General features: G+C 39.6%; 22 protein-coding genes. 11 read left to right on the plus strand and 11 right to left on the minus strand.

The window, feature by feature from the left end; genetic code table 11:
- The first annotated feature begins 99 nt into the window (after positions 1–99).
- Positions 100–2145 carry an FAD-dependent oxidoreductase gene (locus IQ244_RS07705; protein WP_193891601.1) on the plus strand — a complete coding sequence of 682 codons (2046 nt, stop codon included), beginning with the start codon at positions 100–102 and terminating at the stop codon, positions 2143–2145.
- A 145-nt stretch (positions 2146–2290) separates the two neighbouring features.
- Here IQ244_RS07705 and IQ244_RS07710 read toward each other — a convergent pair whose 3' ends face one another.
- A complete protein-coding gene (locus IQ244_RS07710) occupies positions 2291–2506 on the minus strand; it encodes a ribbon-helix-helix domain-containing protein (RefSeq protein ID WP_193892078.1) in 216 nt (71 codons plus the stop codon).
- Positions 2507–3000: 494 nt separating this feature from the next.
- Here IQ244_RS07710 and IQ244_RS07715 point away from each other — a divergent pair, with 494 nt between their 5' ends.
- The 3 genes from IQ244_RS07715 (at position 3001) to IQ244_RS07725 (ending at position 4643) form a co-directional block, all read left to right on the plus strand.
- Positions 3001–3651 carry a pentapeptide repeat-containing protein gene (locus IQ244_RS07715; RefSeq protein WP_193891603.1) on the plus strand — a complete coding sequence of 217 codons (651 nt, stop codon included), beginning with the start codon at positions 3001–3003 and terminating at the stop codon, positions 3649–3651.
- A 5-nt stretch (positions 3652–3656) separates the two neighbouring features.
- Positions 3657–4370, plus strand: coding sequence for an endonuclease NucS domain-containing protein (locus tag IQ244_RS07720; RefSeq protein ID WP_193891606.1), 714 nt, complete (start codon positions 3657–3659; stop codon positions 4368–4370).
- Positions 4371–4484: 114 nt separating this feature from the next.
- A complete protein-coding gene (locus IQ244_RS07725) occupies positions 4485–4643 on the plus strand; it encodes a hypothetical protein (protein ID WP_193891608.1) in 159 nt (52 codons plus the stop codon).
- A gap of 84 nt (positions 4644–4727) precedes the next feature.
- Here IQ244_RS07725 and pstB read toward each other — a convergent pair whose 3' ends face one another.
- From pstB to IQ244_RS07745, 4 genes are all read right to left on the minus strand, one after another.
- Positions 4728–5501, minus strand: coding sequence for a phosphate ABC transporter ATP-binding protein PstB (pstB, locus tag IQ244_RS07730; RefSeq protein ID WP_193891610.1), 774 nt, complete (start codon positions 5499–5501; stop codon positions 4728–4730).
- Positions 5495–6418 carry a phosphate ABC transporter permease PstA gene (gene pstA / locus IQ244_RS07735; protein ID WP_193891612.1) on the minus strand — a complete coding sequence of 308 codons (924 nt, stop codon included), beginning with the start codon at positions 6416–6418 and terminating at the stop codon, positions 5495–5497. The genes pstB and pstA overlap by 7 nt, the downstream gene beginning before the upstream one ends.
- Before the next feature lies 1 nt (position 6419).
- Positions 6420–7334 carry a phosphate ABC transporter permease subunit PstC gene (gene pstC / locus IQ244_RS07740; RefSeq protein ID WP_193891614.1) on the minus strand — a complete coding sequence of 305 codons (915 nt, stop codon included), beginning with the start codon at positions 7332–7334 and terminating at the stop codon, positions 6420–6422.
- A 444-nt stretch (positions 7335–7778) separates the two neighbouring features.
- Positions 7779–8789, minus strand: coding sequence for a PstS family phosphate ABC transporter substrate-binding protein (locus IQ244_RS07745; RefSeq protein WP_193891616.1), 1011 nt, complete (start codon positions 8787–8789; stop codon positions 7779–7781).
- A 1059-nt stretch (positions 8790–9848) separates the two neighbouring features.
- Here IQ244_RS07745 and IQ244_RS07750 point away from each other — a divergent pair.
- The 3 genes from IQ244_RS07750 (at position 9849) to hppD (ending at position 13184) form a co-directional block, all read left to right on the plus strand.
- A complete protein-coding gene (locus tag IQ244_RS07750) occupies positions 9849–10655 on the plus strand; it encodes a phosphate ABC transporter ATP-binding protein (protein ID WP_193891618.1) in 807 nt (268 codons plus the stop codon).
- A 280-nt stretch (positions 10656–10935) separates the two neighbouring features.
- Complete coding sequence (locus IQ244_RS07755; protein WP_193891620.1) at positions 10936–12021, plus strand: NYN domain-containing protein; 1086 nt, start codon at positions 10936–10938, stop codon at positions 12019–12021.
- Between the two features lie 140 nt (positions 12022–12161).
- Positions 12162–13184, plus strand: coding sequence for a 4-hydroxyphenylpyruvate dioxygenase (gene hppD, locus IQ244_RS07760; RefSeq protein ID WP_193891622.1), 1023 nt, complete (start codon positions 12162–12164; stop codon positions 13182–13184).
- Between the two features lie 346 nt (positions 13185–13530).
- Here hppD and IQ244_RS07765 read toward each other — a convergent pair whose 3' ends face one another.
- Positions 13531–13851 carry a DMT family transporter gene (locus IQ244_RS07765; protein ID WP_193891625.1) on the minus strand — a complete coding sequence of 107 codons (321 nt, stop codon included), beginning with the start codon at positions 13849–13851 and terminating at the stop codon, positions 13531–13533.
- Positions 13852–14181: 330 nt separating this feature from the next.
- Here IQ244_RS07765 and IQ244_RS07770 point away from each other — a divergent pair, with 330 nt between their 5' ends.
- Positions 14182–14631 carry an Hsp20/alpha crystallin family protein gene (locus IQ244_RS07770; protein ID WP_193891628.1) on the plus strand — a complete coding sequence of 150 codons (450 nt, stop codon included), beginning with the start codon at positions 14182–14184 and terminating at the stop codon, positions 14629–14631.
- A 139-nt stretch (positions 14632–14770) separates the two neighbouring features.
- Here the strand turns inward: IQ244_RS07770 and IQ244_RS07775 are convergent, their stop codons facing one another.
- Positions 14771–15349 carry a hypothetical protein gene (locus IQ244_RS07775; protein WP_193891631.1) on the minus strand — a complete coding sequence of 193 codons (579 nt, stop codon included), beginning with the start codon at positions 15347–15349 and terminating at the stop codon, positions 14771–14773.
- A gap of 614 nt (positions 15350–15963) precedes the next feature.
- On the opposite strand from IQ244_RS07775, the gene IQ244_RS07780 reads away from it, so the two are divergent.
- On the plus strand, positions 15964–17007 hold the full coding sequence (locus IQ244_RS07780; protein WP_193891634.1) for a nitrilase-related carbon-nitrogen hydrolase: 1044 nt from the start codon (positions 15964–15966) through the stop codon (positions 17005–17007).
- A 143-nt stretch (positions 17008–17150) separates the two neighbouring features.
- Positions 17151–18572: an aldehyde dehydrogenase family protein gene (locus tag IQ244_RS07785; protein WP_193891636.1), complete on the plus strand. Its 1422-nt coding sequence runs from the start codon at positions 17151–17153 to the stop codon at positions 18570–18572.
- 231 nt (positions 18573–18803) lie between these two features.
- On the opposite strand, the gene IQ244_RS07790 is transcribed toward IQ244_RS07785, so the two are convergent.
- Both IQ244_RS07790 and IQ244_RS07795 read right to left on the minus strand, forming a co-directional pair.
- Positions 18804–19658 (minus strand): cyanophycinase, encoded by an 855-nt coding sequence (locus IQ244_RS07790; RefSeq protein WP_193891639.1) that lies wholly within the window; start codon positions 19656–19658, stop codon positions 18804–18806.
- 637 nt (positions 19659–20295) lie between these two features.
- Positions 20296–20499 carry a hypothetical protein gene (locus tag IQ244_RS07795; protein ID WP_193891642.1) on the minus strand — a complete coding sequence of 68 codons (204 nt, stop codon included), beginning with the start codon at positions 20497–20499 and terminating at the stop codon, positions 20296–20298.
- Between the two features lie 320 nt (positions 20500–20819).
- Between IQ244_RS07795 and IQ244_RS07800 the strand changes: the two genes are divergently transcribed.
- Complete coding sequence (locus IQ244_RS07800; RefSeq protein ID WP_193891645.1) at positions 20820–22730, plus strand: cyanophycin synthetase; 1911 nt, start codon at positions 20820–20822, stop codon at positions 22728–22730.
- A gap of 38 nt (positions 22731–22768) precedes the next feature.
- Here the strand turns inward: IQ244_RS07800 and IQ244_RS07805 are convergent, their stop codons facing one another.
- Both IQ244_RS07805 and IQ244_RS07810 read right to left on the minus strand, forming a co-directional pair.
- Positions 22769–23812: a 3-deoxy-7-phosphoheptulonate synthase gene (locus tag IQ244_RS07805; RefSeq protein ID WP_193891648.1), complete on the minus strand. Its 1044-nt coding sequence runs from the start codon at positions 23810–23812 to the stop codon at positions 22769–22771.
- Between the two features lie 259 nt (positions 23813–24071).
- Positions 24072–25730: an alpha-amylase family glycosyl hydrolase gene (locus IQ244_RS07810; RefSeq protein ID WP_193891652.1), complete on the minus strand. Its 1659-nt coding sequence runs from the start codon at positions 25728–25730 to the stop codon at positions 24072–24074.
- Positions 25731–25985: the final 255 nt, after the last annotated feature.

The raw sequence follows: 25985 nt of genomic DNA on the forward strand, positions 1-25985 counted from the left end.
TCTGCGTTTGCCTTCAACCATCTAGAGTGACTTGTTGTGAACATTTCCAAGATGGTACCGTCTACAAGTTGGCAAAGGAGTAGAAAAAGTTTTCCCATCATGAAGCGCAGACACAAAGTAGCTGGTTTTCAAGCAACACTCTTCAGTCTTAGCTTAATCTCAACATATCTCGTACCTGAATCTACTATTGTTGCTGCACCACCGAGAACCCCAGATCAAACCGTGAATTGTGAGATGTTGGTAGTCGGTGGTGGACTTTCTGGGGTAGCCACAGCTTACGAGGGGTTACTAGCAGGCCGAACAGTGTGTTTAACAGAAATTACCGATTGGTTGGGGGGACAAATTTCTTCTCAGGGGACATCTGCGTTAGATGAACGACCAACTCAACGCGATCGCCAATTCTATTCTCGCGGGTATACTGAATTACGCAACCGGATTCAACGCCATTATGGCAAACTTAACCCTGGTGAGTGCTGGGTAAGTGATTCTTGTTTTTTACCCCGTGATGCACACACAATTCTGACGCAGATGTTGAAGGATGCAGAAAAAAAGGGCAAGGGGAAGTTGGAATGGTTTCCGAATAGTGTAATTAAGGAAGTAAATATTAATGCTAATGGGAAAATCATTGATAGTGCGATCGCTATTCAACATCAAGCAGCTAAAGGCGCACCACCCCTCAACACCTTTACCCTAGGGCAAACTATTAAAGATGCTTACCAATACCAAAACTCATCTCGCTTGAGCAAAAAGATTATTCGCTTTGTTCCCAAGGTTGCCAAAAAGTCAACCACCAGCGATTCTCCTCAGTGGTATGTTGTGGACACAAGCGAAACTGGCGAAATTATTGCCTTAGCAGATGTTCCCTATCGTTTAGGGATTGATGGGCGTTCGTTCCTCGAACCCTCTGCTTCTAGCGCCAGTAATGATCCTTACTGTACTCAAGGTTTTACCTATACCTTTGCAATGGAGGCTACCAAGGAACCACAACCCCAAACAATGCCCCCATTTTATTTACAGTATTCACCATATTTCAGCTATGAATTAAAAAGATTAGCTAACTTTGGCTTAGTTTTTACCTACCGCCGTATCTGGAATCCTACTCCCGGACAACCCACACAATTCAACGGTGTGAGATTCACCGCACCCACACCAGGGGACATCTCTATGCAAAACTGGACTTGGGGTAACGATTACCGTCCGGGAACCGCCAAAGATAACTTGATTTACACGCGCCAACAACTGCAAGCGGCTGGACAGTTAAAGCCAGGCGGTTGGATGGGAGGACTCAGATCAGAAACCCTCCGCAAAGGTGAAGAAAACGCCCTGGCATATTATTACTGGCTAGTAGCTGGAACTACAGATTCTCAGTTAGGTAAGGGTGTAAAAGAACCCCAAACCCGAAATCGATTGCTGACAGGGTTAAAGTCACCAATGGGAACAGTACACGGCTTGTCAAAATATCCTTATATGCGAGAAGCTAGGCGGATAATTGGTCGTCCTAGTTGGGGACAACCCCAAGGCTTTACTATTTGGGAAGTTGATATTTCTCGCCGCAACTATAACGATGAGTACTACCGCAAAACTTTAACTGCGGATACTTATCGTCAGTTAAAAGCGACACTAGCAGGGTTAGAAGCTGCGTCAGTAATTACTGGGCAAGTCTCCCCAGATAAAGCATTACGCCGCAGCCGTTCCACTATATTTCCTGATTCTGTGGGTATCGGTCACTACGCCATCGACTTTCATCCTTGCATGACTCAAAGTCCCCCAGAAACCCCAGGTAACAAAGAACGCCCTGGAGAAAGGCGTGGCGCAGGACAAGCTTATCCTTTTCAAATTGCACTCAGGGCAATGATTCCCCAAAAAATTGATAATTTAATCGTTGGTGGTAAGAGTATTGCTACCAGCCATATTGCTTCGGCTGCTTATCGAGTACATTCCTTTGAATGGTCTTCTGGCGCAGCGGCGGGAACTATGGTAGCTTTTGCCATCAAAAATAATATTGCACCATACCAACTAGTGGATGATTTACCCAAACCAGAACCGCAACTGCAAGCATTGAAAAGTTTATTAGAGAAAAACGGCAATCCCACCGCCTTTCCTGACACTTCAATTTTTAATCAAAATTGGGAAGACTGGCGATAGTGACTGGTTTGAGGGATTGGGAATGAGAAATCTGTTGCTTTCATTCTCAGTCCTGATTTAAGATGGGTGCGATCGCCTCTTCCAACTCAACTCAATCCTAAATGTAATTTCAATGCCGCATCAACTAGTATCATTATCTCTGCTTTTAAACTGTCAAACCATCGGCTAAAGTTACATCCCAAGTACTGTCAACTTCAGCAGATGCTTGGCGGTAAGCTTCTTCCAGTTCTTGGTTTCGCAGCAATTCTAAGGCTGCTTCAATTACTTGAGAGCGTGATTTACATCCTTTGTTCAGCTTGTAATTTTCAATAAACTCCACTAAATACGGTGGCAAAGAGATGGATAGTTTTTCGACTTTCATCTTCCTACTAATTAGTAGTAAATATGGCGTTGCATAAATGCGGGATGAAATCATAAAATTTTACTTTTCAAACTCTTGCTCTTTGAGTCTTTGCGCCTTTGCGTGAGACAAAAATCATCCCCTCAATCAGCAACGCCGTAAATATAGTTCCTACCGATATAGTAGCTTAAATTCCACATACCAAAAGCGCCTAAACATATATCTTGCACCTAACCCCGACGAATTCAGTCGCTTGGTGCAAGATATATACAAACCCTTAATTTTTCGTTGTTATGGATAAGTCTCATTGAAAATGGGTGCGATCGCTTGATTATCTCATCAAATTTCATCATTCACAACATCTTGCACAAATCATTGTGTTTAAACAAAGATAATTGGGAATTATAAGAAAACAAGCTGACGAATTTTCATGAAAATTTATGCCAAAAGAATCTACTGATAATCTCATAATTGCAGAACAGCAACCTGCTCAATAAGTAAGAACACTTGAAGCATTGCTGAGGCTTTATACAGAGGGGCATCGTAACTTCTCTAATTCAGACTTGCGTGGAGTAACAGGAAATATAATTAGTCAAGAAATTAAATCTCTAAATTTACGCGAAATTATTCTTAGAAGATCTAATCTCACGGCTGTTGTACTTTGTAGATCAGCAACACTCAAAGTTGATTTAACAGGGTCAGATTTGAGTAATTGTAATCTTCAAGGAGCCGATTTATCTACCTGTAAGCTTGATCAATGTAACTTTAGTAATTCAGATTTGAGAAGAGCCAATTTAAGTCGTTCTTCTTGTCGAGTTTCTGACTTTATGAAAGCAAATCTGCAAAATATTATGATTTATAACAACGATACAGATTTTACGGCATCAAACTTTACTGAAGCTAATTTTCGGTCAACTTATCTGTCTGGTAAATTTTCTCATACCAAATTTTGTAAGAGTAATTTACGTAAAGCAACTTTTAAAAGTTTTTACTCTCAAGGAGCAGATTTTTTAGATGCGGACTTGAGAGATATAGAATTACCTACTCCTACCACAGTCGATATTCGCTATTCTTACTACAATCAGAAAACAAAATTTAGTCCCGACTTTGATCCAATTGAGATGGGGATGGAACTGATTGAGGAGATAACAGATTTAGAGGACTGAAGACAGTGCTGAAAAAAACTCAACAAGGCTGGATGTTTACCGAAGAATATCTACTAGAAAATTTTCTTTGGGATACTCTAGAAGATACTTTAGATATGGTTCCACTTCAACGCCAATTCAGCATTCAGGAAGGATATTGTGATATTATTGCTAAAACTAAAAATAATCAACTTGTAATCTTAGAACTGAAAAATTGTGAGGATCGCTACATCATTCACCAACTCACTCGTTATTATCACAGTTTTAGTTTAGAACAACCTTTTAAAGATTTGATAGACTACAGTCAGCCAATTCGTCTAATTGCAATTGCACCAGATTTTCATAAGCATAATTTTATTGACCGTCGCTATAGTTTGTTACAAATTGAATTTATTAGATTTAATATCCTCAATTATACCAATAGTTTTTACTTACAGTTAAATCATAAAGGACGTAGAGAAATTACTGTAAAAAAAGAAATTCCTTTTACATTAATTCAAAATGATCAAGAAACATCGTCACCAGAAAAATCAATAGTTTTAGCGCCAAGAGTATTGCTGAATTTCTTAGATAAGCTTTCTCCTATAGCAAAAATAGAAGTTTTGAGACTTAGAGAAAAAATTCTAGGTTACGGCCAAAAAATAAAAGAAATTAAGGAAATTAAAAGTATATTTTATGGGCGTGGTAAAAGCAACCCTTGTTGTCAATTAAAATTTATTTCTCGCACCCAAACTCAATAAGTAAACTATCTACAATACTACCTCTGACTACCTATTCCCAAAAGTCTTCTACGTTTTAACAAACAAACAGGTATAGGTAGAATGTATCTCAAATGCGATTCTGATTTCCGTACTGTGAAAACAATTACTTATTGGACACAAACAAGCCGTTATGCTAACGCTTTACCAATACCTATCGAAAGTTATCTTGATCAAGTTGGGTTAGCTCAAGATCATCAAAGTATCGATAAATTAGTTGACTTGGCAGTTAAACTTAATCTAGAAAGAAGGTGAACTCCTTGATGATTTCTTGCATACATCCGCTCAACATGATTATAAGGGCATTAATAATAATGCCCAAACTATAAACTCCCACAATTACCCAAATCGCCCACTGACATAATCTGCGGTCTTTTTATCTGTGGGATGATGAAAAATCACTTCTGTTTTGTTAAATTCAATCAACTCACCCAAATACATAAACGCGGTATAGTCAGAAACTCGTGCGGCTTGCTGCATACTGTGAGTTACAATCAATATTGTCACTGTTTCTTTTAACTTGCCAATCAACTCTTCAATACTGGCTGTGGCAATGGGATCTAATGCAGATGTTGGCTCATCAAATAATACTATTTCTGGTTCAGTAGCTAATGCACGGGCAATACATAACCTCTGTTGTTGACCACCAGAAAGATTGTAGGCTAAATCATTTAAGCGATCCTTAACTTCATCCCACAAAGCGGCGTTGCGTAAAGCTTTTTCTACTTTTTCATCAATCACACCACGTTTTGATTCACCCCGTACCCTTAAGCCATAAGCAACATTTTCGTAAATTGACTTAGGAAAAGGATTTGGTCTTTGAAATACCATGCTAATTCGCATCCGCACTTCAATGGGGTCTACTTTATGACTTAAGAGGTTAATTCCATCTGGTTTGAGGGTGATTTCGCCTTTGTAGCGATTTCCAGGATATAAGTCGTGCATCCGGTTAAAGCAACGTAGCAAGGTGGTTTTACCACATCCAGAAGGGCCAATTAGGGCTGTTACCTGCTTGTCTGCAATGGGTAAATGAATGTCTTTGAGGGCGTGAACTTTACCACCATAGTAAAAATTGAGGTAATCAACAGAAGCTTTCAGAGGAGTTTCTACCATTTGATTTTTTGGCGTAGACGATAACGGATGTAAATAGCAACAGCATTCATGACGAGGGTAATAGCAATTAGCACAATACCTGCGGCGGCGGCGTTCACCTGAAATTCGGCTTGGGGACGAGACACCCAATCAAACATTTGAATTGGTAGTACTGTGAAGGGAGCCAGCAACCAAGCAAAGGAAACATAAGGGAATTGTCCTGTGATGGGGGAGTCTGGCAAAAAAGCGATAAATGTGAGTGCGCCAATGGTAACAAGGGGTGCAGTTTCCCCGATCGCTCTGGCTAATGCGACAATAATTCCAGTTAAAATTGTCCCGGTAGAATATGGCAAAACATGATCCCAAATCATTTGCCATTTAGAAGCACCAGTGGCGTAGGCGGCTTCCCGAATGCTATTAGGAATGGCGCGGAGGGCTTCGCGGGTAGTGACAATGACTACTGGTAAAATTAATAATGCCAAGGTTAACCCAGCAGTAATTACACTTTGACCTAAATTTAAGCCATAGACGAATACACCCAAAGCCAAAAGTCCGTAAATGATGGAAGGAACTCCGGCGAGGTTGGTAACATTAATTTCGATTAAAGCAGATACCCAGTTTTTGCGGGCGTATTCTTCTAGATAAATTCCTGATGCAATACCGATGGGAATTGCAGCGAATGCTGTAACTAGCATAACTAACATTGTCCCTACCCAAGCCGAAAGCACACCTGCTTGTTCGGCTTTCCGGCTGGGAAATGAGGTGAGAAATTGCCAAGAAAGGCGCGGCCATCCATCACTAAACAAATCAAAGATTAGTGCTAGTAAGGTGGCAATACCTACTAACATGGACAACAAGCCAATGATGCTAAAAATATTTTGCGATCGCTTGTTGCGCGTGATAATTTTGCGAATGTGGGGAATAGTTTGACTAACCATCTTAATAAATTTCTCGATAGCGCTTGCTGAGGAAATAACCAATAATGTTGAATACCAAGGTCATCAGCATTAGCGTTAGTCCCACTGCAAAGATAGTTTCATACTCCAAACTGCCGTGGGGTAAGTCCCCCAGACTCACGCCGACAATATAAGCAGTCATGGTTGCAGCAGGTTCCAAGGGGTTAAAGGTGAGATTTGGTTGTCCCCCCGCCGCAATAGCCACCACCATTGTTTCCCCCACAGCGCGGGAAATGCCCAAAATATACGCAGCGGAAATACCTGAAATTGCTGACGGTAAAACCACACGTAATGCTGTCTGTAAGCGTGTCGCTCCCGTTGCGTAAGATCCTTCCCGTAAATGTGTCGGAACAGCACGCATCGCATCTTCACTCAGGGAACTCACGTAGGGAATAATCATCATCCCGATAACTAAACCTGCACTCAGCATATTAAAACCAGATAAGTCTGGTAACACAATTTGCAACAATGGCGTGACGAATAACAGTGCAAAGTAACCGTAAACCACAGTCGGAATACCTGCAAGTAATTCCAAAACTGGCTTAACTACTTCCCGAACTATGGGAGGCGCAAATTCACTCAGGTAAATCGCGATGACTGTCCCCAAGGGAATAGCGACGAATAAGGCGACTGCTGTTGTAGTTAATGTACCAGCCACTAAAGGCCAAATACCAAAATGCTTATCATCAAATAATGGTGTCCATTGAGTATCTGTCAAAAATTCCCATAACGATACTTGATGGAAAAATTTCACCGACTCGTAAAGCAAGATACCAACAATAGCTATTGTTGTTGCTACTGAAGACAGCGCTGCGAGAAATAGGATAAATTCTATGATTCGTTCTCGCAAATCACGTAATAGCTTGGCAGAAAATCGAGTTTTTTTGGCAATAGTCATGCTCAGAATACCAGATTCAACTTTGATACTTCTAGAACACTAATTTAGTAATTCTGGAATAACCTCTTCCCTAACCCCTCTCCGCTTCGGCTACTGTGTACACACAAATGTTCGTTGAGTGCATCTGTCCCGCCTCGGAATGAATTCCGAGTCTCATAGCCAAAGTCATCTTCAGATGACTCAAGCAAAAATGTCTTCCAGTCCACAAAGCGTGGACTTTGGCTATTAGCCTAGAACTAAAGTTCCAGGGGGATACGGTTTCAGACTGCAAATTTTCGACTTGTGTGTACACGGTAGACAAGGGAAGGAGAGAAGAGCTAAATAAACTCACCAGGGGGCTGGGGGGTTAGGTTTTTGATTACTGAATCGATACTTCTAAATCTCCGACTTCTAGAAGAAGTCGGAGATCTAATGAAAAACGATAAAATCAGGAAATAAATTAAATTATTGAGCTTCTCGACGCAGCAGTTCGTCAATTTTCAACCCAACTGCTTCTTTACCACCAAAAACAGTCCCAAATCTCTTTTTACCAAAATGGCTTTGGGCTGTGGTGTAGGCGGAAGCTGGTAGCGCTACATATCTTGTTTCTTGGGCGAATTTTGCCCCATTGCGTAAATAGAATTGCACAAACTGTTTCACTTCTGGTTTATCCACAGACTTGGAACTGACGTAGATAAACAAAGGACGAGACAAGGGAGAGTAACTACCATTTTTTACGGTAGTTGGCGATGGTAATACACCATTAACAGGTACTGCTTTTAACCTTTTTTGGTTTTCTGCATAGTAGGCGTAACCAAAGTAGCCAATGGCGTTTTTATCGCGGGAAACACCTTGTACAAGTACGTTGTCGTCTTCACTGGCTGTGAAGTCACCACGGCTAGATTTAGCTTTACCCACAATAGCTTCGGTAAAATAGTCAAAAGTTCCCGAATTAGCACCAGGGCCAAATAACTTTAAAGGTGCATTGGGAAAACCTTTACGGACTAAACTCCAATTATTAACTTTACCTTGTGCGCCTGGCTCCCATATTTTTTTGAGTTCGGCTACAGACAAATTCTTCGCCCAAGTATTTTGGGGATTAACAACTACTGTGATGGCATCATACGCTACTGGTAGTTCCATATAGCGAATACCCGCTGCTTTACAAGCTTCGATTTCTTTTTGCAAAATCGGACGGGAAGCGCCGGAAATATCTGTCTCACCCCGACAGAATTTTTTGAACCCACCACCAGTACCGGAAACACCAACTGTCACCCGCACTCTACCGCCTTGAGATTTTTGAAATTCTTCTGCTACTGCTTCTGTGATGGGGAAGACGGTACTAGAACCATCAATTGTAATAGTTTTCACACTTTGGGATTGAACCGCAGACATTGATAAACCCAAAGTAGTTGCTATCATCGAAATCCCGGCAGCTACTGTCCAGCTATTAAGCTTCAAGCTAATTTTACTCACAACAATGATCCCCTTTTGTTTGATGCTTTGTGGTTACAAAAGTCTAAAAAATTGATCAGGTTAATAACTGCTCAAGACTTTACCTATCACTGTAAAAAAAGTGACTTACCAAGGTAATAAAGAAGTTAATTGTCGGTTATAACTTAGTTAAGCTTTGACGTGTTTTTGATTATGATGATGCGGTTAAGTAGCACTAAATTTTCTGTGTTCTTTGGGAGATGTATTGTTAACCGGATCTCTGCTGAGTCAATAATCAAGCATAATTAGGAGTCAGAATTTGGAATTCAGAATTAAAATAGCCTGTCCACCTAGTTTTAAGGCTTAAATGGTGTACTTGATTTATTAAAAATATTCTGTATTGTCCAGGAATTTTGTATTAATTAAACTGCTAAAAAAGAAGCTCTTAAGGTATTATTAAAACGTAGCTGTAACTTATACCTTAAGTTTTTGCTTGCTTAAGTATTTACCTGAGTTGAGGTATAATATTTTATACGGTTAAATAAACAAGCATAATTACTATAACGGCACACAAAATTCACTCTGTAGCTAGAAAACACACTAACGCTGATTTTTTTTCTATCTTCTGGCGTAAGTATGTAATATCTATATTTCAGTCTCCGTGTTGTAGCGATCGCATCCGTCCTACCTCTAAGCTAGTTACTACAAATACATGATTTATTTGCAAAAATAATGACGCGCTTGCACAAATTTATTCAAATTTTAAAAAACAATTGCCTTTTTTTAAAGAAGAGTTTACTAAACAAGTCTAAAATATTGTTTTTTGCTAAAAATAGCTGAGATTTAATGCTAAAAATTCCCAAATTCAGCAATAAAAAACCGAAAAATGTAGGATTTCATGGTAGCATATTTTACAGTAAATCTTGAGGAAGATGATAATTTTTTACCAGAATCTTATACAGGTATCTAATATCAGTATATTTGCTGTATAGCTAAATTGAAGAAAATTAACTTACAGCTTTATCACCAGTGTAGTAATACAGAGCCACGGATTTTTATGATTGCGTTTAGTCAATATCTATACACTTACGATTTTCTGGCATGAATAAGCTAATTCCAGCAATCAAAGTTAAAAATCTTAGCCTTTACTACAACACCCAAAAAATCCTGGAAGGCGTATCAATGGATATTTACCAGGACAAAGTAACAGCAATTATTGGCCCTAGTGGTTGTGGTAAGTCTACTTTTATTAAAAGCCTCAATCGGATGAACGAATTAGAAGCTGACGTTCAAGTTGAAGGGAAAGTAGAATTTTACAATCAAAATATTTATGAACGTCGAGTTAATTTAAATCGATTACGCCGCCAAGTCAGTATGGTTTTGCCCAAACCAAATCTGTTTCCCATGAGCGTTTATGATAATGTGGCTTATGGGGTGAAAATCCTGGGATGGCGGCCGAAAGTGGAATTGGATCAAATTGTCGAATCTGCAATCAAAGACGCTGATCTTTGGGATGAAGTCAAAAATAAACTGCATAAATCTGCTTTAGAGCTTTCGGGTGGACAACAACAACGACTTTGTATAGCCCGTGCTTTAGCGGTGAAACCGAAAGTCATTTTGATGGATGAACCTTGTTTTGGACTTGATCCGATAGCGACTACAAAAGTAGAAAGTTTAATTCAGAGTTTGCGCTTGCGATCGGAATTAACAATGGTGGTTATTAGCCATAATTTACAGCAAGTCACGCGCATATCTGATTTCACAGCTTTTTTCAACACAAATGAATATCGCATCGGACAAATGGTAGAATTTGGACTGACAAAAAGAATTTTTACTAACGCTCTGGATGTCCGCACACGGGAATATGTGTTAAGCCGTCTTGGTGGTAATAAATATGAAAACCGATAAAAAGTATGAAGTATGAAGTATGAAGTATGACATCAGGCTGAAGAAAGAGTAGTTTTTGTGTACTGTTTTTTCCGAAATCTAAATATGAGTCCTATATTTATTTGTTATAAAAATTAGTAATTTTCAGTTCCCTGACTTCTTTGAGAAGTGGGGGATATCCGCGGATTTATTTTAGGGAGTTTCACGGTTATCAGATAGTTTACTGCACAGATATAACATGGATAATTTCTTGGCTTGGATCATAACTTAATCATCTAAGCTAAATTACCCCAGGTAATTTATGAGCTATGCTAAAACAACTGAGTTGAATGGCTCAGGGAGTATTACCGAAATTCAGCTATCTGAAGCCGAACAAGCGCTTGTCTGTTCTGCTTTTAGTAACAAAACTGAGGTAGCAGTTTTATTATTAGATGCAGAAAACCTCCAACTGAATGCTGAAACCGAAAAATTTTTAACCACAGTTTGTACTTGTCCCATTCAAATTAAAATCGCCTTTGCCAATTGGTGTAGCATGGGCAAACTAGATGTAGAGTTACATGGACGTGGTTACGATTTAATTCATGTCCCTATAGGTAAAGATAATGCTGATGGAAAAATGATTGCTTTTGGTTCATCTATTCACGAAAGATACCCAAAAGCTAGAGAAGTTTTGGTTTGTTCTTCTGATAAAGTGATGACGAATCTGTGCAACCATCTACGTCAACATGGTTTAACAGTATATCAAGTGAGTCAACAAGGTGAAGATATTACAGTATTGAATAGTTATACAGGTCAAGTTGTGAGAAAGGGTGCTAATACTGGACAAGAGATTCCGGCGATCGCCCAATTTATTCAACAAATTAAAGAGTTAATTAAAACTGAACAAAAATGCACTCGCAGTTATTGGATTAACTTAGCTACACTTTCTCAAACTTATAAAAATAAGTATAAAATCAGTATTACTCAGGTGGCTGCCAAATATTTACCAGGGAAGAAAGCTAGGGAAATATTCGTAAATTATCCAGCAGAATTTGTGCTGCATCAAATTGAGCCAAATGCTCCGGTATATATCACCTTATTTGAAGTTCCTGAAGATAAAGATATGGTAATAGAAAGCACGGCTAAATCTTTATCAGCAAATATTAATAGCAAAGTAGAATTAGAGCAAGCACTGAAAAGAATTGTTAGTAAATTAACTCACAACGCTCCTGGAAACTACATTAAAATAGGCCCTTTAGGTAGTGAGTTTATGCAGCAATATGGTAAACCCATTAGCGCACAAATTAAAACCTTGCAGTTGAGTTGCAATTTTATTAAATTTTTGCAATCTTGTACATCTTTACAACTCAAGCAAACTCCCAAAGGATGGGAAATAGCAGTTAAATAACCTCCTACCCAATTCCTTGCTTATTCAAGTGTAATCATGTAGGATGCTTACATAATTATTGCTTAGGAAGGACTTGATAATCTAGCAAAACAGGCAGAATTTACACATAGATAAGCTCTCATGCTAGATTTTCAGGATTTATGGAAATTGCTCACGTTCACTTCTATGTAGAAAATGCTCCGGCTTGGCGGGATTGGTTCGTATATTATCTAGGGTTTTCCGCCGTCACTAGTGGAATAAGTTCAAATCACACTTGTACAGAAATTGTACAAAGTGGTGCTATCTGTTTTTTGTTGTCTTCACCATTATTGCCCACCAGTCCGGTAGCGGAGTTTTTGCGTCAACATCCCCCTGGTGTGGCGGATATTGCTTTTAATGTACCCGATGTGGCAGCAGCGATCGCTCAAGCAGCCGCACAAGGAGCTACAATCTTAGAACCCAGCCACGAATATTGCGGTTACAAGTGTGGCAAAATTGCGGCTTGGGGCGGAATGACTCATACCTTGATCGAAAAAGCAGTGGGGGAAAAATGGGAAACACGCGATCGCCCCATGTTTACCGCTATCGATCATCTAGTGTTAAATGTACCAGTTGGGGAGTTAGAGCGTGCTGTGGCTTGGTACAAAAACGTTTTAGATTTGCAACCACAGCAAGCATTTAAAATTAAAACCGATCGCTCTGGGTTGTACAGCCAAGTGCTAGTTTCCCGCAATGGCAGTGTACAATTACCCATTAATGAACCAGCTTCTAGTAATTCGCAAATTCAAGAATTTTTGAATGTGAATCGCGGTGCGGGTATTCAGCACATAGCTTTGCGAACATCAAATTTGATTAGTGCGATCGCCCAATTACGTAGCCGTGGTTTATCCTTACTGTCGGTTCCGCAGACTTACTACTTGCAACTAAAAAAGCGGACAGAATTTTCCCTATCGCCATTAGAATTAGAAGCGATCGCTCAACAAGAAATTTTAGTAGATTGGCAAGCTAATAGTCAAAACGCACTATTACTGCAAATTTTTACCCAACCGATCTTTGAAGAGCCGACATTTTTCTTTGAGTTTATTGAACGGCGTTTCCAAGCGCAAGGTTTTGGTGAGGGTAATTTTCGGGCTTTATTTGAAGCAATTGAAAGCGAACAAATAAAACGCGGAACTTTGCAATAATTTCATTTGTTAGGTTTTGATGGATATTTACTGTGTGTAACCTAGTTCTGTTTATTCGTGCCAACTTGGCTACATATACTTAAGCACCACTGCTAAATTATGAATGGGAAATAACTTGCGGGCTTGATGAGCCAACGTTTACTACACTAAACATGCTAAAGCATTAACAACGAACGGATTTAGGTTGGTTGCTTATTTTGCTCACTCTTATGAGAGATTGCTGCTGTTTTTATTGTAGCGATCGACATCAAACTTCTTTATCTTGAAAAGGACAAACATAACAGGAAGTCCTCGTTGATTACTCCTATCCTTACCTCGTTCATTCTGGGATGAACGAGGGCTTTTTTTATTTAGTAGAATTCACTCCAATTACACCAATAATAATTAAACCTATCGATAAAAACTTGACAAGAGACATCGATTCCCGAAACCAAATTATGCCAATAGTAGCGATTACAGTTGTTCCCAAACCTGACCAAACCGAATAAGCAACACTGACTTCAATTTTTCTAAGAGCTAAAGTTAAAAAACTAAAACAGATTCCATAACAGATAAAAATTAACACCGAGGGAATAGTTCTCGTAAATCCCTCTGATAATTTCATGGAAGTTGTACCAGCAACTTCAAACAAGATGGCCGCAATGAGATAAATCCAACTACTTGTCATGTTTATTGATTGATTATAAGGGGATCATGAAAATATGAATTTTTCTGACCAAGGATAATAAGTAAAAATTCTATAGTTAGTAAATTAACTATTTCTGCTATTTTGATAACATTTGTCTTCTTAGATAAGCTGTAATCGATGATTTATATTCAGTTTACCACACCAATATTATGGGGGTTTACCGTACCAGGAATAACGTTCGGTAATCATGATTAAATTGGTGGAAAAAACCGAATTTAAACCATCCTGGATTGTGAATACTATAAAAACAACGCAAATGATCTAAACCTAAATCACCTACAAAAATTAGAAATTAACTGAGGTAGAGACATGACACTAGTACGTTGGAATCCTTGGCAAGAAATGAACACTATTCAAAGACAAATAAACAGTTTATTTGCAGACGAAATGCTCCCATCTACTTTACTAGAGAAAAGCTTGGCAAAGGTTCCGGCTGCTGAATTACACGAAACTGAAGAAGCTATTCATCTCAAGCTAGAACTGCCTGGAATTGAAGCTAAAGACTTGGATGTACAAGTTACAGAAAAAGCTGTATACATCAGCGGTGAAAGAAAATCTGAAACCAAAACAGAAGGAAAAGGTGTTACCAAGAGTGAATTTCATTATGGTAAATTCCAACGCTTGATTCCTTTACCTACTCGCATTCAAAATACCAATGTTACGGCTGATTATAAAGATGGTATTTTGACTCTGACTTTGCCTAAAGCTGAGGAAGAAAAGAAAAAAGTTGTCAAGCTAAATCTTGAATCTATTGGCTAAGTTCAATTTTGGATTACTTTCATTTTGAACTTAACCCCAAAAACTGGAAGTCACAGCTATAAAAACTAAGTTAGCTTGCATGACGTAACTTTAAAATAAAAAGCCTATTTACACATTGTAAATAGGCTTTTTTATCTGGTTATAAGCTACGATTTCTACCTGTTGATTGTTGTCTGTCTACGGGAAAAACTTCAAAATCGAAAGTTGCAATCAGACGATCATCAACATACACCTGTATTTTATGTTTACCAGGTGGATCACCTGCGGCGATCGTCCAATAGTTTTCAATCACACCATCTTTAACTAAAGTTTTGCGCCTCATTACTGACTCTGTACCATCAGCAGAGACTGTGAAGTTTTCACCATCATCTGTAGCCCAAGTTTCTGGGGGTTTTGGTAAGCGTAGGACTTCTCGCCATGTAACTTCACCTTGGTAGTCTTTGAGTTGAATTCGCCACCCATATTTACTACCTTCTTGTAGTGGGACTCTAAATGTGGGGATGAAGTTAACTTTACCTCTAGCATCAACTCTCGCTATGCCAAACTCAGCTTTGTCGATCGCAACCGAATTTTTAGTATTGTTTGCTTGAGAAATTGACCCTGATGGTGCTATTTTTTCGTCGGCGATCGCTACTGTAGCATTGATTGGCTGAGACGCTACCAACCCGGAAACTAGCCAAGAAGAAGTTAGTACAACTATTGCAGTCCAAATTCTCATTAGCAAAATTGTTGGTCATTTACTAGTACTTATTCCCGCTTTCCCATTGGCTTCCGGGTACAGTCCCGATAAATAGCCAAGTTGGCAGAATAAAAGTTGCAGGTTTAATAGTCAGTTTATAGTTAAATCGGCAACATCAGATCAAGCCACTCAAAATACTTTATTCTCCAGCCAGTTGCCAGAACTGCGAAAACTATCATCGCAGGTTTTAGGTGTAGGTGCTAAATATGCGTCTATTCTTAACTGTTTTGTGTTGAATACGGAATTTTTGATATGTAAGCAATTGCTGACACTGGTTTAGTGTAAGAGGATGTTTGAAAAGTGGAAAAATATACCAAAAACCCCACTTCCATTCCTCTCCCCGCAACGGAGAAACCCCCATTCCCTGTCTTTGCTACGCAACGCTAACGCGAACGACACGCTGTGCGAATGTAGGGAAGGTGAGGTTCACGAAGTTAGGTTTTTAATATTTTGATGTTAGCAATAATACTTTTCAAACAACCTTTAAGACTGATGTGGTAGAAGCACAATTTATGGGAATGTAGCGCGATCGCCTAGGAAGAGTGAACATATCCTAGTAAATTGATAGTGAGGCGTTTTGAGCAGCAAACAGCATGGCAGATATCCCAAATTCCATTGCATCATACCGTGCGTTAGCACTGCAAGTTACCTGTCATACTGTGAATCAAGCCAGCGATCGCCACACTGTCCAAGAAATCATTCATCATACTATCAACCGCTTGGCGCAACAAATCGCCGCCAGTATTGCTTTTATTGGTTTTGACTGTCGTTTAATTGTCTTACCAGAATATTTCCTGACAGGTTTCCCAATGGGGGAACCTTTGGCTGTGTGGGGAGAAAAAGCTTGTATAGAAATGCACGGTGCAGAGTATGAAGCCCTCGGTAAAATTGCTCAGAAACATCAGATATTTTTAGCTGGTAACGCCTACGAACTCGACCCCAATTTTCCCGGCTTATATTTTCAAACTTGCTTTGTAATTGACCCGGCTGGTGCTATTGTCTTGCGATATCGGCGGCTAAATTCGTTATTTGCACCCACACCCCATGATGTTTGGGATAAATATCTTGATTGTTACGGCTTAGAAGGGGTTTTTCCCGTGGCGAAAACCGCTATCGGCAATTTAGCTGCTGTAGCTTCCGAAGAAATTTTATATCCTGAAGTGGCGCGGTGTTTAGCAATGCGTGGTGCAGAGATTTTTCTGCATTCCACCTCCGAAGTTTACAGCAAAAACCTCACACCAAAAGACGCAGCAAAAATTTCTCGCGCTGTGGAAAATATGGCTTACGTTGTTTCTGCTAATACCGCAGGTCTAGCGAATAGCCCCATCCCCATCGCCTCCGTTGATGGCGGCTCAAAAATAGTCGATTATCGCGGTATCGTATTAGCAGAGACAGGTGCAGGGGAAAGTATGGCAGCCTTTGCTGAGATAGATTTAACTGCTTTAAGACGCGATCGCCATCGTCCAGGGTTAAATAATTTACTTTCTCGCCAGCGCTTTGAACTCTACGCCCAAAGTTACAGCCAAGCTCAATTTTATCCAGCAAATACTATGCTAAATCAAGAAGTTGAACGCCAACACTTCATCCAAACACAACAACAAACTATAGAACGCCTATCTCAGTTGGGAGTGATTTAAAAGTGTGAAGTGTGAAAAAGTATGAAGTCTGAAGTATGAAGTCTGAAAAAGTATGAAGTCTGAAGTCTGAAATGAGATTGTTTTGTGCTAACTATTGACCATTGACAAATGGCAAATGACAAATGACCAATGACAAATGACCAATGACAAAACCAATCGAAGTCCGTAACCCAAGAACGGGAAAATATGATTATGTAATTATCCCACCGCCACCGAAGTTACTAGCACAGCAATGTAACCGAGCGAGGAGGGCGCAAATACGTTGGCAAAAACTAGGCGTAGAAGGAAGAGTTGCAGCTTTACAAGAATGGAAGCAAGCAATCTTGGCTGGACGCGAGAAGCTAACAGATGCTTTGGTCAATGATACGGGTAGATTATCCATCTCGGTGATGGAAATCGACTCATTCTTTTCTACTATCGATCGCTGGTGTGGATTAGCGCCAGAATTATTACAAGATTCGGCGAAAAATACATCTATTCCGTTCATCGCTTTACAACAAACATCAACGCCTTACCCTGTAGTTGGGGTAATTAGTCCCTGGAATTTCCCGTTGTTGCTGTCTACGATAGATACCATTCCCGCACTACTGGCGGGTTGTGCTGTAGTTGTTAAACCGAGTGAAATTGCACCGCGTTTCATCGCCCCACTCATAGCCGCAATTAATGAAGTTCCGGCTTTGCGTGATGTTTTGAGTTTTGTGGAAGGTGCGGGAGAAACTGGGGCTGCTTTAATTGAGAATGTAGATTTAGTCTGTTTTACCGGTAGTGTCGCCACTGGACGCAAAGTTGCAGAAGCCGCCGCGAGAAGATTTATCCCCGCTTTTTTGGAATTGGGCGGGAAAGATCCGGCGATCGTTTTAGAGTCAGCCAATTTAGAATTAGCCACATCAGCGATTTTATGGGGTTCCGTCGTCAACACCGGACAATCATGTTTATCAATTGAGCGTATTTACGTCGCCGAACCTATCTTTGAAAAGTTTTATCATCAGTTAGTAGCTAAAGCGCATCGCCTACAACTAGCCCATCCCACTATTGAAAGTGGCGAAATCGGCCCCATTATTGCCGAAAGACAAGCCGGAATCATTAACGAACATCTCGCCGATGCGGTAGAAAAAGGTGCGGTGATTCATTGCGGCGGTAAAGTTGAAGATTTAGGCGGTGGTTGGTGGTGTCGTCCTACGGTGCTAACTCATGTTAACCATACAATGAAAGTCATGACCGAAGAGACTTTCGGCCCTATCATGCCCATAATGCCTTTTACCACAGTGGAGGAAGCAGTAAATTTAGCCAACGATTCAATTTATGGACTGAGTGCGGCGGTGTTTGCGGAAACCGAAACTGAAGCTATCACAGTTGCCCAGCAAATAGATGCAGGTGCTATCAGTATTAATGATGCCGCCCTCACCGCCATTATGCACGAAGGTGAGAAAAACGCCTTCAAATTCTCCGGTTTAGGCGGTTCACGTATGGGTACAGCCGCTATCAAACGGTTCTTGCGGAAAAAGGCTTTTTTGATTAAAACCAATTCCCATCAAGACCCTTGGTGGTTTGATCATCAGGTGTAGTGCTATAGCAGGGGACAGGTGACAGGTGACAGAGTTAAAAGTCTTTTATTGTCTAAGTCTTATCGCTTACCAATGTCTTAACTACCTTGCCTACAGCTATATCTTCTCTCAGCGACCTCTGCGTCTCTGTGGTTCGTTAAAAACCTTATTGTGTTTTGTTGGGTTTCGCTGTCGCTTTACCCAACCTACTTTTTTCGTCCCCTACACCCTACACCCTATACCTCTATATTTCTAACCCACCCCTACAGATTCATTCACAACATCACTAGCTACAACACCATTAGTCAGAATCGGTTGACGGGTTTTCAGGTTAAATTTATAACCGTGAGGCAAAATGTGCAGCTTTGCACCACAAATTGCCAAGGGTTCATCTCTGAGAATTTGATCTGCGTTGTTATATGTAGATTCAGACTCATCCACAATTGTGACCGAACCTTCACCAATAATTTCGATTTGGTCATCAGTCACCGCGATCGCTGTATTCTCATCAATCCCAAATCCTAACACCGCAGGTTCATGGATTAAAGCTGTAATCAAACGTCCTAAGCGTCCCCGTTGCAAGAAATGTTGGTCAATCACTATTCCTGGTAAAAAACCCAGACCAGGCCCCATTTCCACAATTTCCATCCGTGGTGTACTTTGAGAATCACCCTCAACAATCATTTTATCGGGCATCACCGCCGCACCCGCACTAGTACCTGCGATAACTGCACCTTCAGCATAGCGTTGGTGAATCGCTGCATCGATTTGGGTATCTTTGAGGATACTAGTAATTCGCGCTTGGTCTCCTCCGGTAAAAAATACCCCAGTCGCCTTACTAATCGCTTCTAAAGCAGTGGAAGAAGTCGCATCTTCACGAGTTTCTGTATCAATAATGCGAACGTTTTCTGCACCTAGTCGTTCAAAAACTCTAATGTAATTTTCTCCCACTTCTCTAGGCAGTTCTGTGGCAGCCGTCATAATTACAATATTAGCTTTTGTACCCCCAGCCCGACGGACAAATTCTCGGAGGATTTGACAATCGCCTTCTTTATCTTCTGCTCCACCAATAATCACTAACTGGCGTTTATGTGTAGCTTCTGTCATAATGCCTCTCGGATAACAGGATTTAAGAATTTAATTTAGATTAATTTCAATAAAACATGACAATTACCCCAATCAAATCATCCATTTGGCAGATTAATTTTTAATAGTAAAAGTTAAATTGTATATAACTTTATGTATATATAAGAATCCGCTTTGATGACTGAAATGATTTGCGTAGGGAGGGAAAGGGGAAAAGGTAAGAAGGAATAAAAGTGTACTGAGTTTTTTTATCCAAATCAAATATGAGTCTTAGATAAAAAATTGTTTTGCCTTATGTATGAAATTTTGTCATGTTTTGAGTTGTGAGTAATTGGTAATTTATTTGGCAGAATTACCAATTACTTATGTAGTAAGAATTTACTTATAACTCTTCTCTAGAAGAATATAGCGTTTCCAATTCTGGTGTGGTATAAAACTACCCCTCCCCTTGGCAAGGGGAGGGTGCGCGACAGCGCGGGTGGGGTGTATTTTATCTGCATGAGAATTGCTATAACTACAATATTGTAGTTATTCTTCACTAGTTTGTAGCTCTACTAATGAGTAGAAAGCGACAAAGAGAAGTGTCATGAATTGATTTTGTTATTGCCCTAGATTTATGAAGTTAGCTATTGTAATATAAACATCTCAAGGGAGATTTCTACTGCGGACGAATTTTGTAAAGCAAGTTAACTAAAAACAAACGCGCTTGTTCAAGAGGTAAATGTCTTGGTTTACCTTGATATACAATTTGGAATTCGTTGCTATCTGGCCCATCTCCATAGCCAGAAATCAGCTTACAGTGAAAAGCTTCCTCGGCGAGTTGTCTAACTTCATCTCTAAGAGCAGCTTTTGTGCTATTCATAATTTGGCTGTCTCCTCGAAACCATATTTTTATACTTATATATTTTTATAAAGAGAATATCACCCTTCAAAGGTTATATTTTTATCGTTGCAGATTGCGTGTAGAATACTAGAGTTTTCTTCAAGCTCATATGGATTTAATTATGCCCTGAGATAGTTGAAAATACTTAATGAGTAGAACTAGGGTGAAGTTAACGAAGTCAAAGACAAAGTTATAGCTTGCCCCATGTTAATGTGAATCAATCTACAATAATTGATTGAGTCTAAGCAACCATAAATTAAAGTTGAAATTTCAGGGTGTTTAGCAAAGGTTGAGAATCAATGATTCAAGAAAAAAGCACCAATGTAGTCCGTGTGAATGCTAGAAGAACTGATGTGTTTGATGTTTTCAACTTCCAGCATTATGCAGGGCCTAACCCCTATTTGGATAGAGGCGCATTAGTATTTGATGTGGCGCTGACTGGGTACAGAGAACCTTTGCCCATAGAAGATTATGTTGCCAAGATTAGCGATCGCTATCCTCTTCTAGGCAATCAAACTTATGAATCTTACGCCCATTTGTTTGCACGCACTGCATCAGAAGTGGGAAAACTGGAAATGGACTTGCACCTCGACCACTTCCATGTGAAACCAGAGGACAAGTTTACCCGCATTAGTATCCAATCACTGCATCCTCGCACAACTAGAGCGGTAATTTATTGTGTTTGGGACTGGTTTGAAGCGATCGGTCAAGACGAAGATTTTCTCTTTGATGACCAACTAGTTAATTTACAAACCAGATTCCGCGAATCTGTCTATGGAGGCCCCACCGTCTACGCCTTATTACGCACCGCCGACGAAAAAGGTATTCCCGCCTTTTATCTCTGGGATGAAGGACTGATGCAATACGGCTGGGGAAAAAAACAAGTTCGTGGTGTCGCCACCACCTTTGACTGTGATAGTCATATAGATTCCGACTTCACCACCCGCAAAGATGACTGTAAAGACTTTTTAGGGAATTTAGGCTTTCCAGTTCCCAAGGGTGAAATTGTCACTAGTGAAAAGGAAGCCGCAATAGTAGCTAGAGAAATTGGCTACCCCGTCGCCGTCAAACCTGTTGTTGGTCACAAAGGAATAGGTGTCACCGCCGAAGTACAAGACTCCTACGAGTTAGAATCTGCTTACGGTCGCGCCTTTGCTGCAATTCCCGACAATCAATCCACACGCATAATTGTGGAAAAAAGCATTTCCGGGAAGGATTTTCGCTTGCTTTGTGTCAACGGCAAATTTGTCGCAGCCACAGAACGCCGTCCAGCATCGGTGACAGGTGATGGTTACTCCAGTATTAACGAATTAATTCGTCAAGAAAATCGCCAACCTGAACGTTTAGATTCACCCACCTCAGCAATGAGCAAAATTCAGATTGATGAGGCGATGGAATTGTATCTAGAAGAACAGCGTTTGTCCTTGAAGAGTATTCTCGAAAAAGGCCGGACTATCTATCTGCGGAAAGTTGCCAATCTTTCAGCAGGCGGCGTGAGTATCAATGCTACCCACACAATTCATGATGATAATATTATCTTGGCTCAAGACATTGCCCAACATTTTCGCTTAACTTGTCTGGGTATTGATGTGATTACCGAAGATTTAGCGGAATCTTGGAAACAGGGTAACTTTGCTATCTTGGAAATTAACGCCGCACCAGGTATTTTAATGCACCTCAACCCAGCCGTGGGTGAAAGCGTTGATGTTCCATCCCGCATCCTCGAAACGTTTTTTACGTCGGGTATTGATGCCAGAATTCCCACTATTACCTTTAACAAAATCTCCGTTCAGGAACTACAAACAACAATTGACCATATTTTATTACAACATCCTGAATGGACAGTAGGCGCTATTTGTCGTGAAGCAGTTTTTGTTAATCGCTCACAAAAAGTTCTCCGCCCAGATTACAACAGCAATCTCCAAAGTTTACTGCGAAATCCCAAACTAGATTTGTTAATTGCTGAGTATGAATCCAACACTTTGGATACAGAGGGGATGTTCTATCAAGGAAGCAACATTGTAGTTTTAGATAGTCCCACTGAAACCGAAATGATGTTAGTGCGTGATTTGATTGATGGTTCTACTGTGGTAATAAAAAAAGGCAACGATGTTTCCATTAAACGCAAAGGATTAATTGAAGATTATACTTTGGGAGAAGATGAACCATTCACCAGAGTTTATTTGAAAGAAATTAGCACGATTTTGTAAACCTAATCTAGAGACGTTGCCATGCAACGTCTCTAGTATTATCTCAATTTTTCATGGGCTGCCAAAATAATTCTTTCTGTTTCTTCCCAACCAATACATTTATCAGTTACAGAAACCCCATATTTTAATTCTTCTGGTTGGCAATTCAAGGGTTGATTGCCTTCATATAAATGAGATTCCAGCATCATCCCCACTATAGATGTATTGCCATCAACGATTTGCTCAATCACATCTTCAAATACTTGAGACTGCAATCTGTAGTCTTTATTAGTATTGCCATGACTACAATCAATCACAATTCTTGGTGGTAAATTCGACTCTTTTAATTTGTCTTCTACTAGTTTGACATTAGCTGCATCGTAATTAGGCTGATTTCCACCGCGGAGAATCACATGACCGTAGGGATTCCCTTTTGTTTGAAAAACACTGACTTGTCCTTTATGATTAATCCCTAAAAAGTTATGGGGACTTTTCGCTGAGTGGAGCGCATTTAAAGCTACTTGAATGTTACCATCCGTACCATTTTTAAAACCTACGGGCATAGAAAGTCCACTAGACATTTCCCGGTGCGTTTGGGATTCTGTGGTTCTCGCCCCAATCGCAGACCATGTAATTAATTCACTAATATATTGCGGGATGATTGGATCTAATGCTTCTGTACCAGCTGGTAATTCTAATTCAGTAATTTTTAATAGCAAGCTTCTAGCAGTTAATAAACCTTTTTCTACATGGAAAGAATCATCCATGTCTGGGTCATTAATTAAACCTTTCCAACCTACTGTTGTTCTAGGTTTTTCAAAGTAAACTCTCATAATTAATAAGAGTTTATCTTTGACTTTATCAGCTAAAACTTTCAATTTTTCGGCATATTCTATCGCTGCTTTGGTGTCGTGGATAGAACATGGCCCAACTACAATAAATTTTCTCCTGTCCTGAAAATCTAAAATATGTTCTAGTTCTTCTCTATAGTTTAAAACTGTATGTTCTGCCGATTTAGTGATTGGCAATCTTGTTTTAACGTCGTGAGGCGTTAACAAGATATGGGAACTTTTAATGTTAGTATTAGATAATTTGTTGTGCATGGAGACGCTCTGGAGATTTTTGTAATCTCATTGCTGGAGTGAAAAGTAATATACACATTTTAGGTCAAAAACACAACAATCGATTCATGGATTTTTATTTAAACAGACTTTATTGCTGAGTCTATTGATAGTTTAATTGTACTTGTGGAGGAGAAGAATTGCTGGCGATCGCTCATCATCTAAACATTAATAAAAAAGGGGCAAATGTCGCCCCTTTGACTGCGTTATGATACGCCTAACTCAATGTCAGAGAATCCTGTTATTGCCAAACGAATACCTTGGCTTCATAAGGGCCGATATCAGTTATAATCCCATCATCGCCAGCCTCGACATCATAATTGGCAGTCCACTCATGCCAAGTACCGCCACAAGGAAAGTTAGGAACGTGATAGCCACCTAAAAAGTTTTCCGAAAAATTGGCTACTACAACTACACGGGAACCCTCATCATTCCAACGGCTATAAGCAAATACCTTAGCTTCGGCGTTTTCGTGGATAAAATCAATATTTTCGGTGTACAAGGCGTGGCTATTTTTCCGTAAATGAATCAAGCCTTTGTAGTAATCAAATAAACTCCGATTTAAATCATTACCGAGTAGTGTCCAATCAATTTTTGATGATTCTGGTGTTTTAGGTTTGTATTCACCAAACTCTTGTCCCATCCATACTAACGGTACACCAACAGCTGTCATCAAAATAGCGACACCTAATTTGATGCGTCTAAAAGCTTCCTCATCAAAAATATTCCGATTTCCTAACTCAACTATCACCCGATTATGGTCGTGGTTGCTGAGATAATTCACGACATTAGTCGCACCCATAAAGCCTTGACGTTTAGGATCAATAACATCTTTGAGGTTTTCTAAATCAAAAGTTTCCCCAAATAGATGTGCTGTGATTGTATGCATAAAACTATCATGCCAACAACCATCCATTGGCCCGTCAATATTAGTAATACTTGTAGTTTCAGGGATGTGTTCAGCAATATTATAAAAAGGTTTAGCACCGGCAGTTTTTTTCGCTTCTTGGACTATCCAGTGCATAAAATCGTAATTTGCTATTTGTCTGGCTGCATCATAGCGAATCCCATCTATATGATATTCTTCCACCCAAAAACGAACTGTATCACCAATAAATTTGCGTGCTGGATAAGTTTCTAAATTTTCATCATAGAACTCATAGTTAAACTCTGGCCCCCAACTATTATCTGGGTCACGGGGCGCATGATGATACCAATAATCATGGTCTATTTGAGTTAAAGGACTAGAGGCTTCCGAGTGATTATAAATCCCGTCCATAATTACCCGAATACCTCGGTTATGGCATTCGTCTATTAGTTGCTTTAAACCTTCTGTAGAACCATAACTCGATTCAGTTGCGAAAAAATAACGTGGGTTATAACCCCAACTATAATCACCAGGATATTCTTTAACTGGCAGTAACTCAATAGCATTAATTCCTAACTCACATAAATAATCTAACTTTTCAATAACGTGTTTATATTTACCTCTGGCATAAGGGTCATCTTCACCACCAGAAAAATCCCCAACGTGTAATTCATAAATAACTAACTCATGGTCTGCTGGTAAAGATTTATCATCATGATGCCAAACATAAGTATCAACAATTTTTTGTCCATCTTTAATCCGAATTATACTATTATCTTGACCGCTTAATTCGTCAATATCAGTTGCATATGGATCTGTCACCTCTACCCACTGATCTGCTTCAACAAACCATGATTTTGACTGAACGCGAAATTTATATTGATAAACACCATCTTCTAATTCAATTGTTGTCCGAAAATGACCATCTTGACCTTTTTCCATTGGAATTTCTTGCCAATCAGAAAAAGAACCTATTAACGCAGCGCCTTTGTTATAAGGTGCAAATAAAGTAAATTCAATGGGATTAGCCATAAAAATGATGCAATTATATAAAGCGAATATCAATATTTTCGTAATTATTAATCAATTTGCAAATCGGTCTAGGGAAGTAATTAAATAATCCCGTCCTCTATCTATGGAGAGACTCGCTAATATCTAAATGGGTGTTTTTGGCGATTTGATTCCGATAAATACTGAATATCTGTTTAGAATCAACTATCTACCATCAGTTGATATATTTTAGAAAATTAATTTTATTGAGTTTATATATAAAGTATAAATAATAAT

It is taken from the genome of Nostoc sp. LEGE 06077, assembly GCF_015207705.1.
Classification (GTDB): domain Bacteria; phylum Cyanobacteriota; class Cyanobacteriia; order Cyanobacteriales; family Nostocaceae; genus Nostoc_B.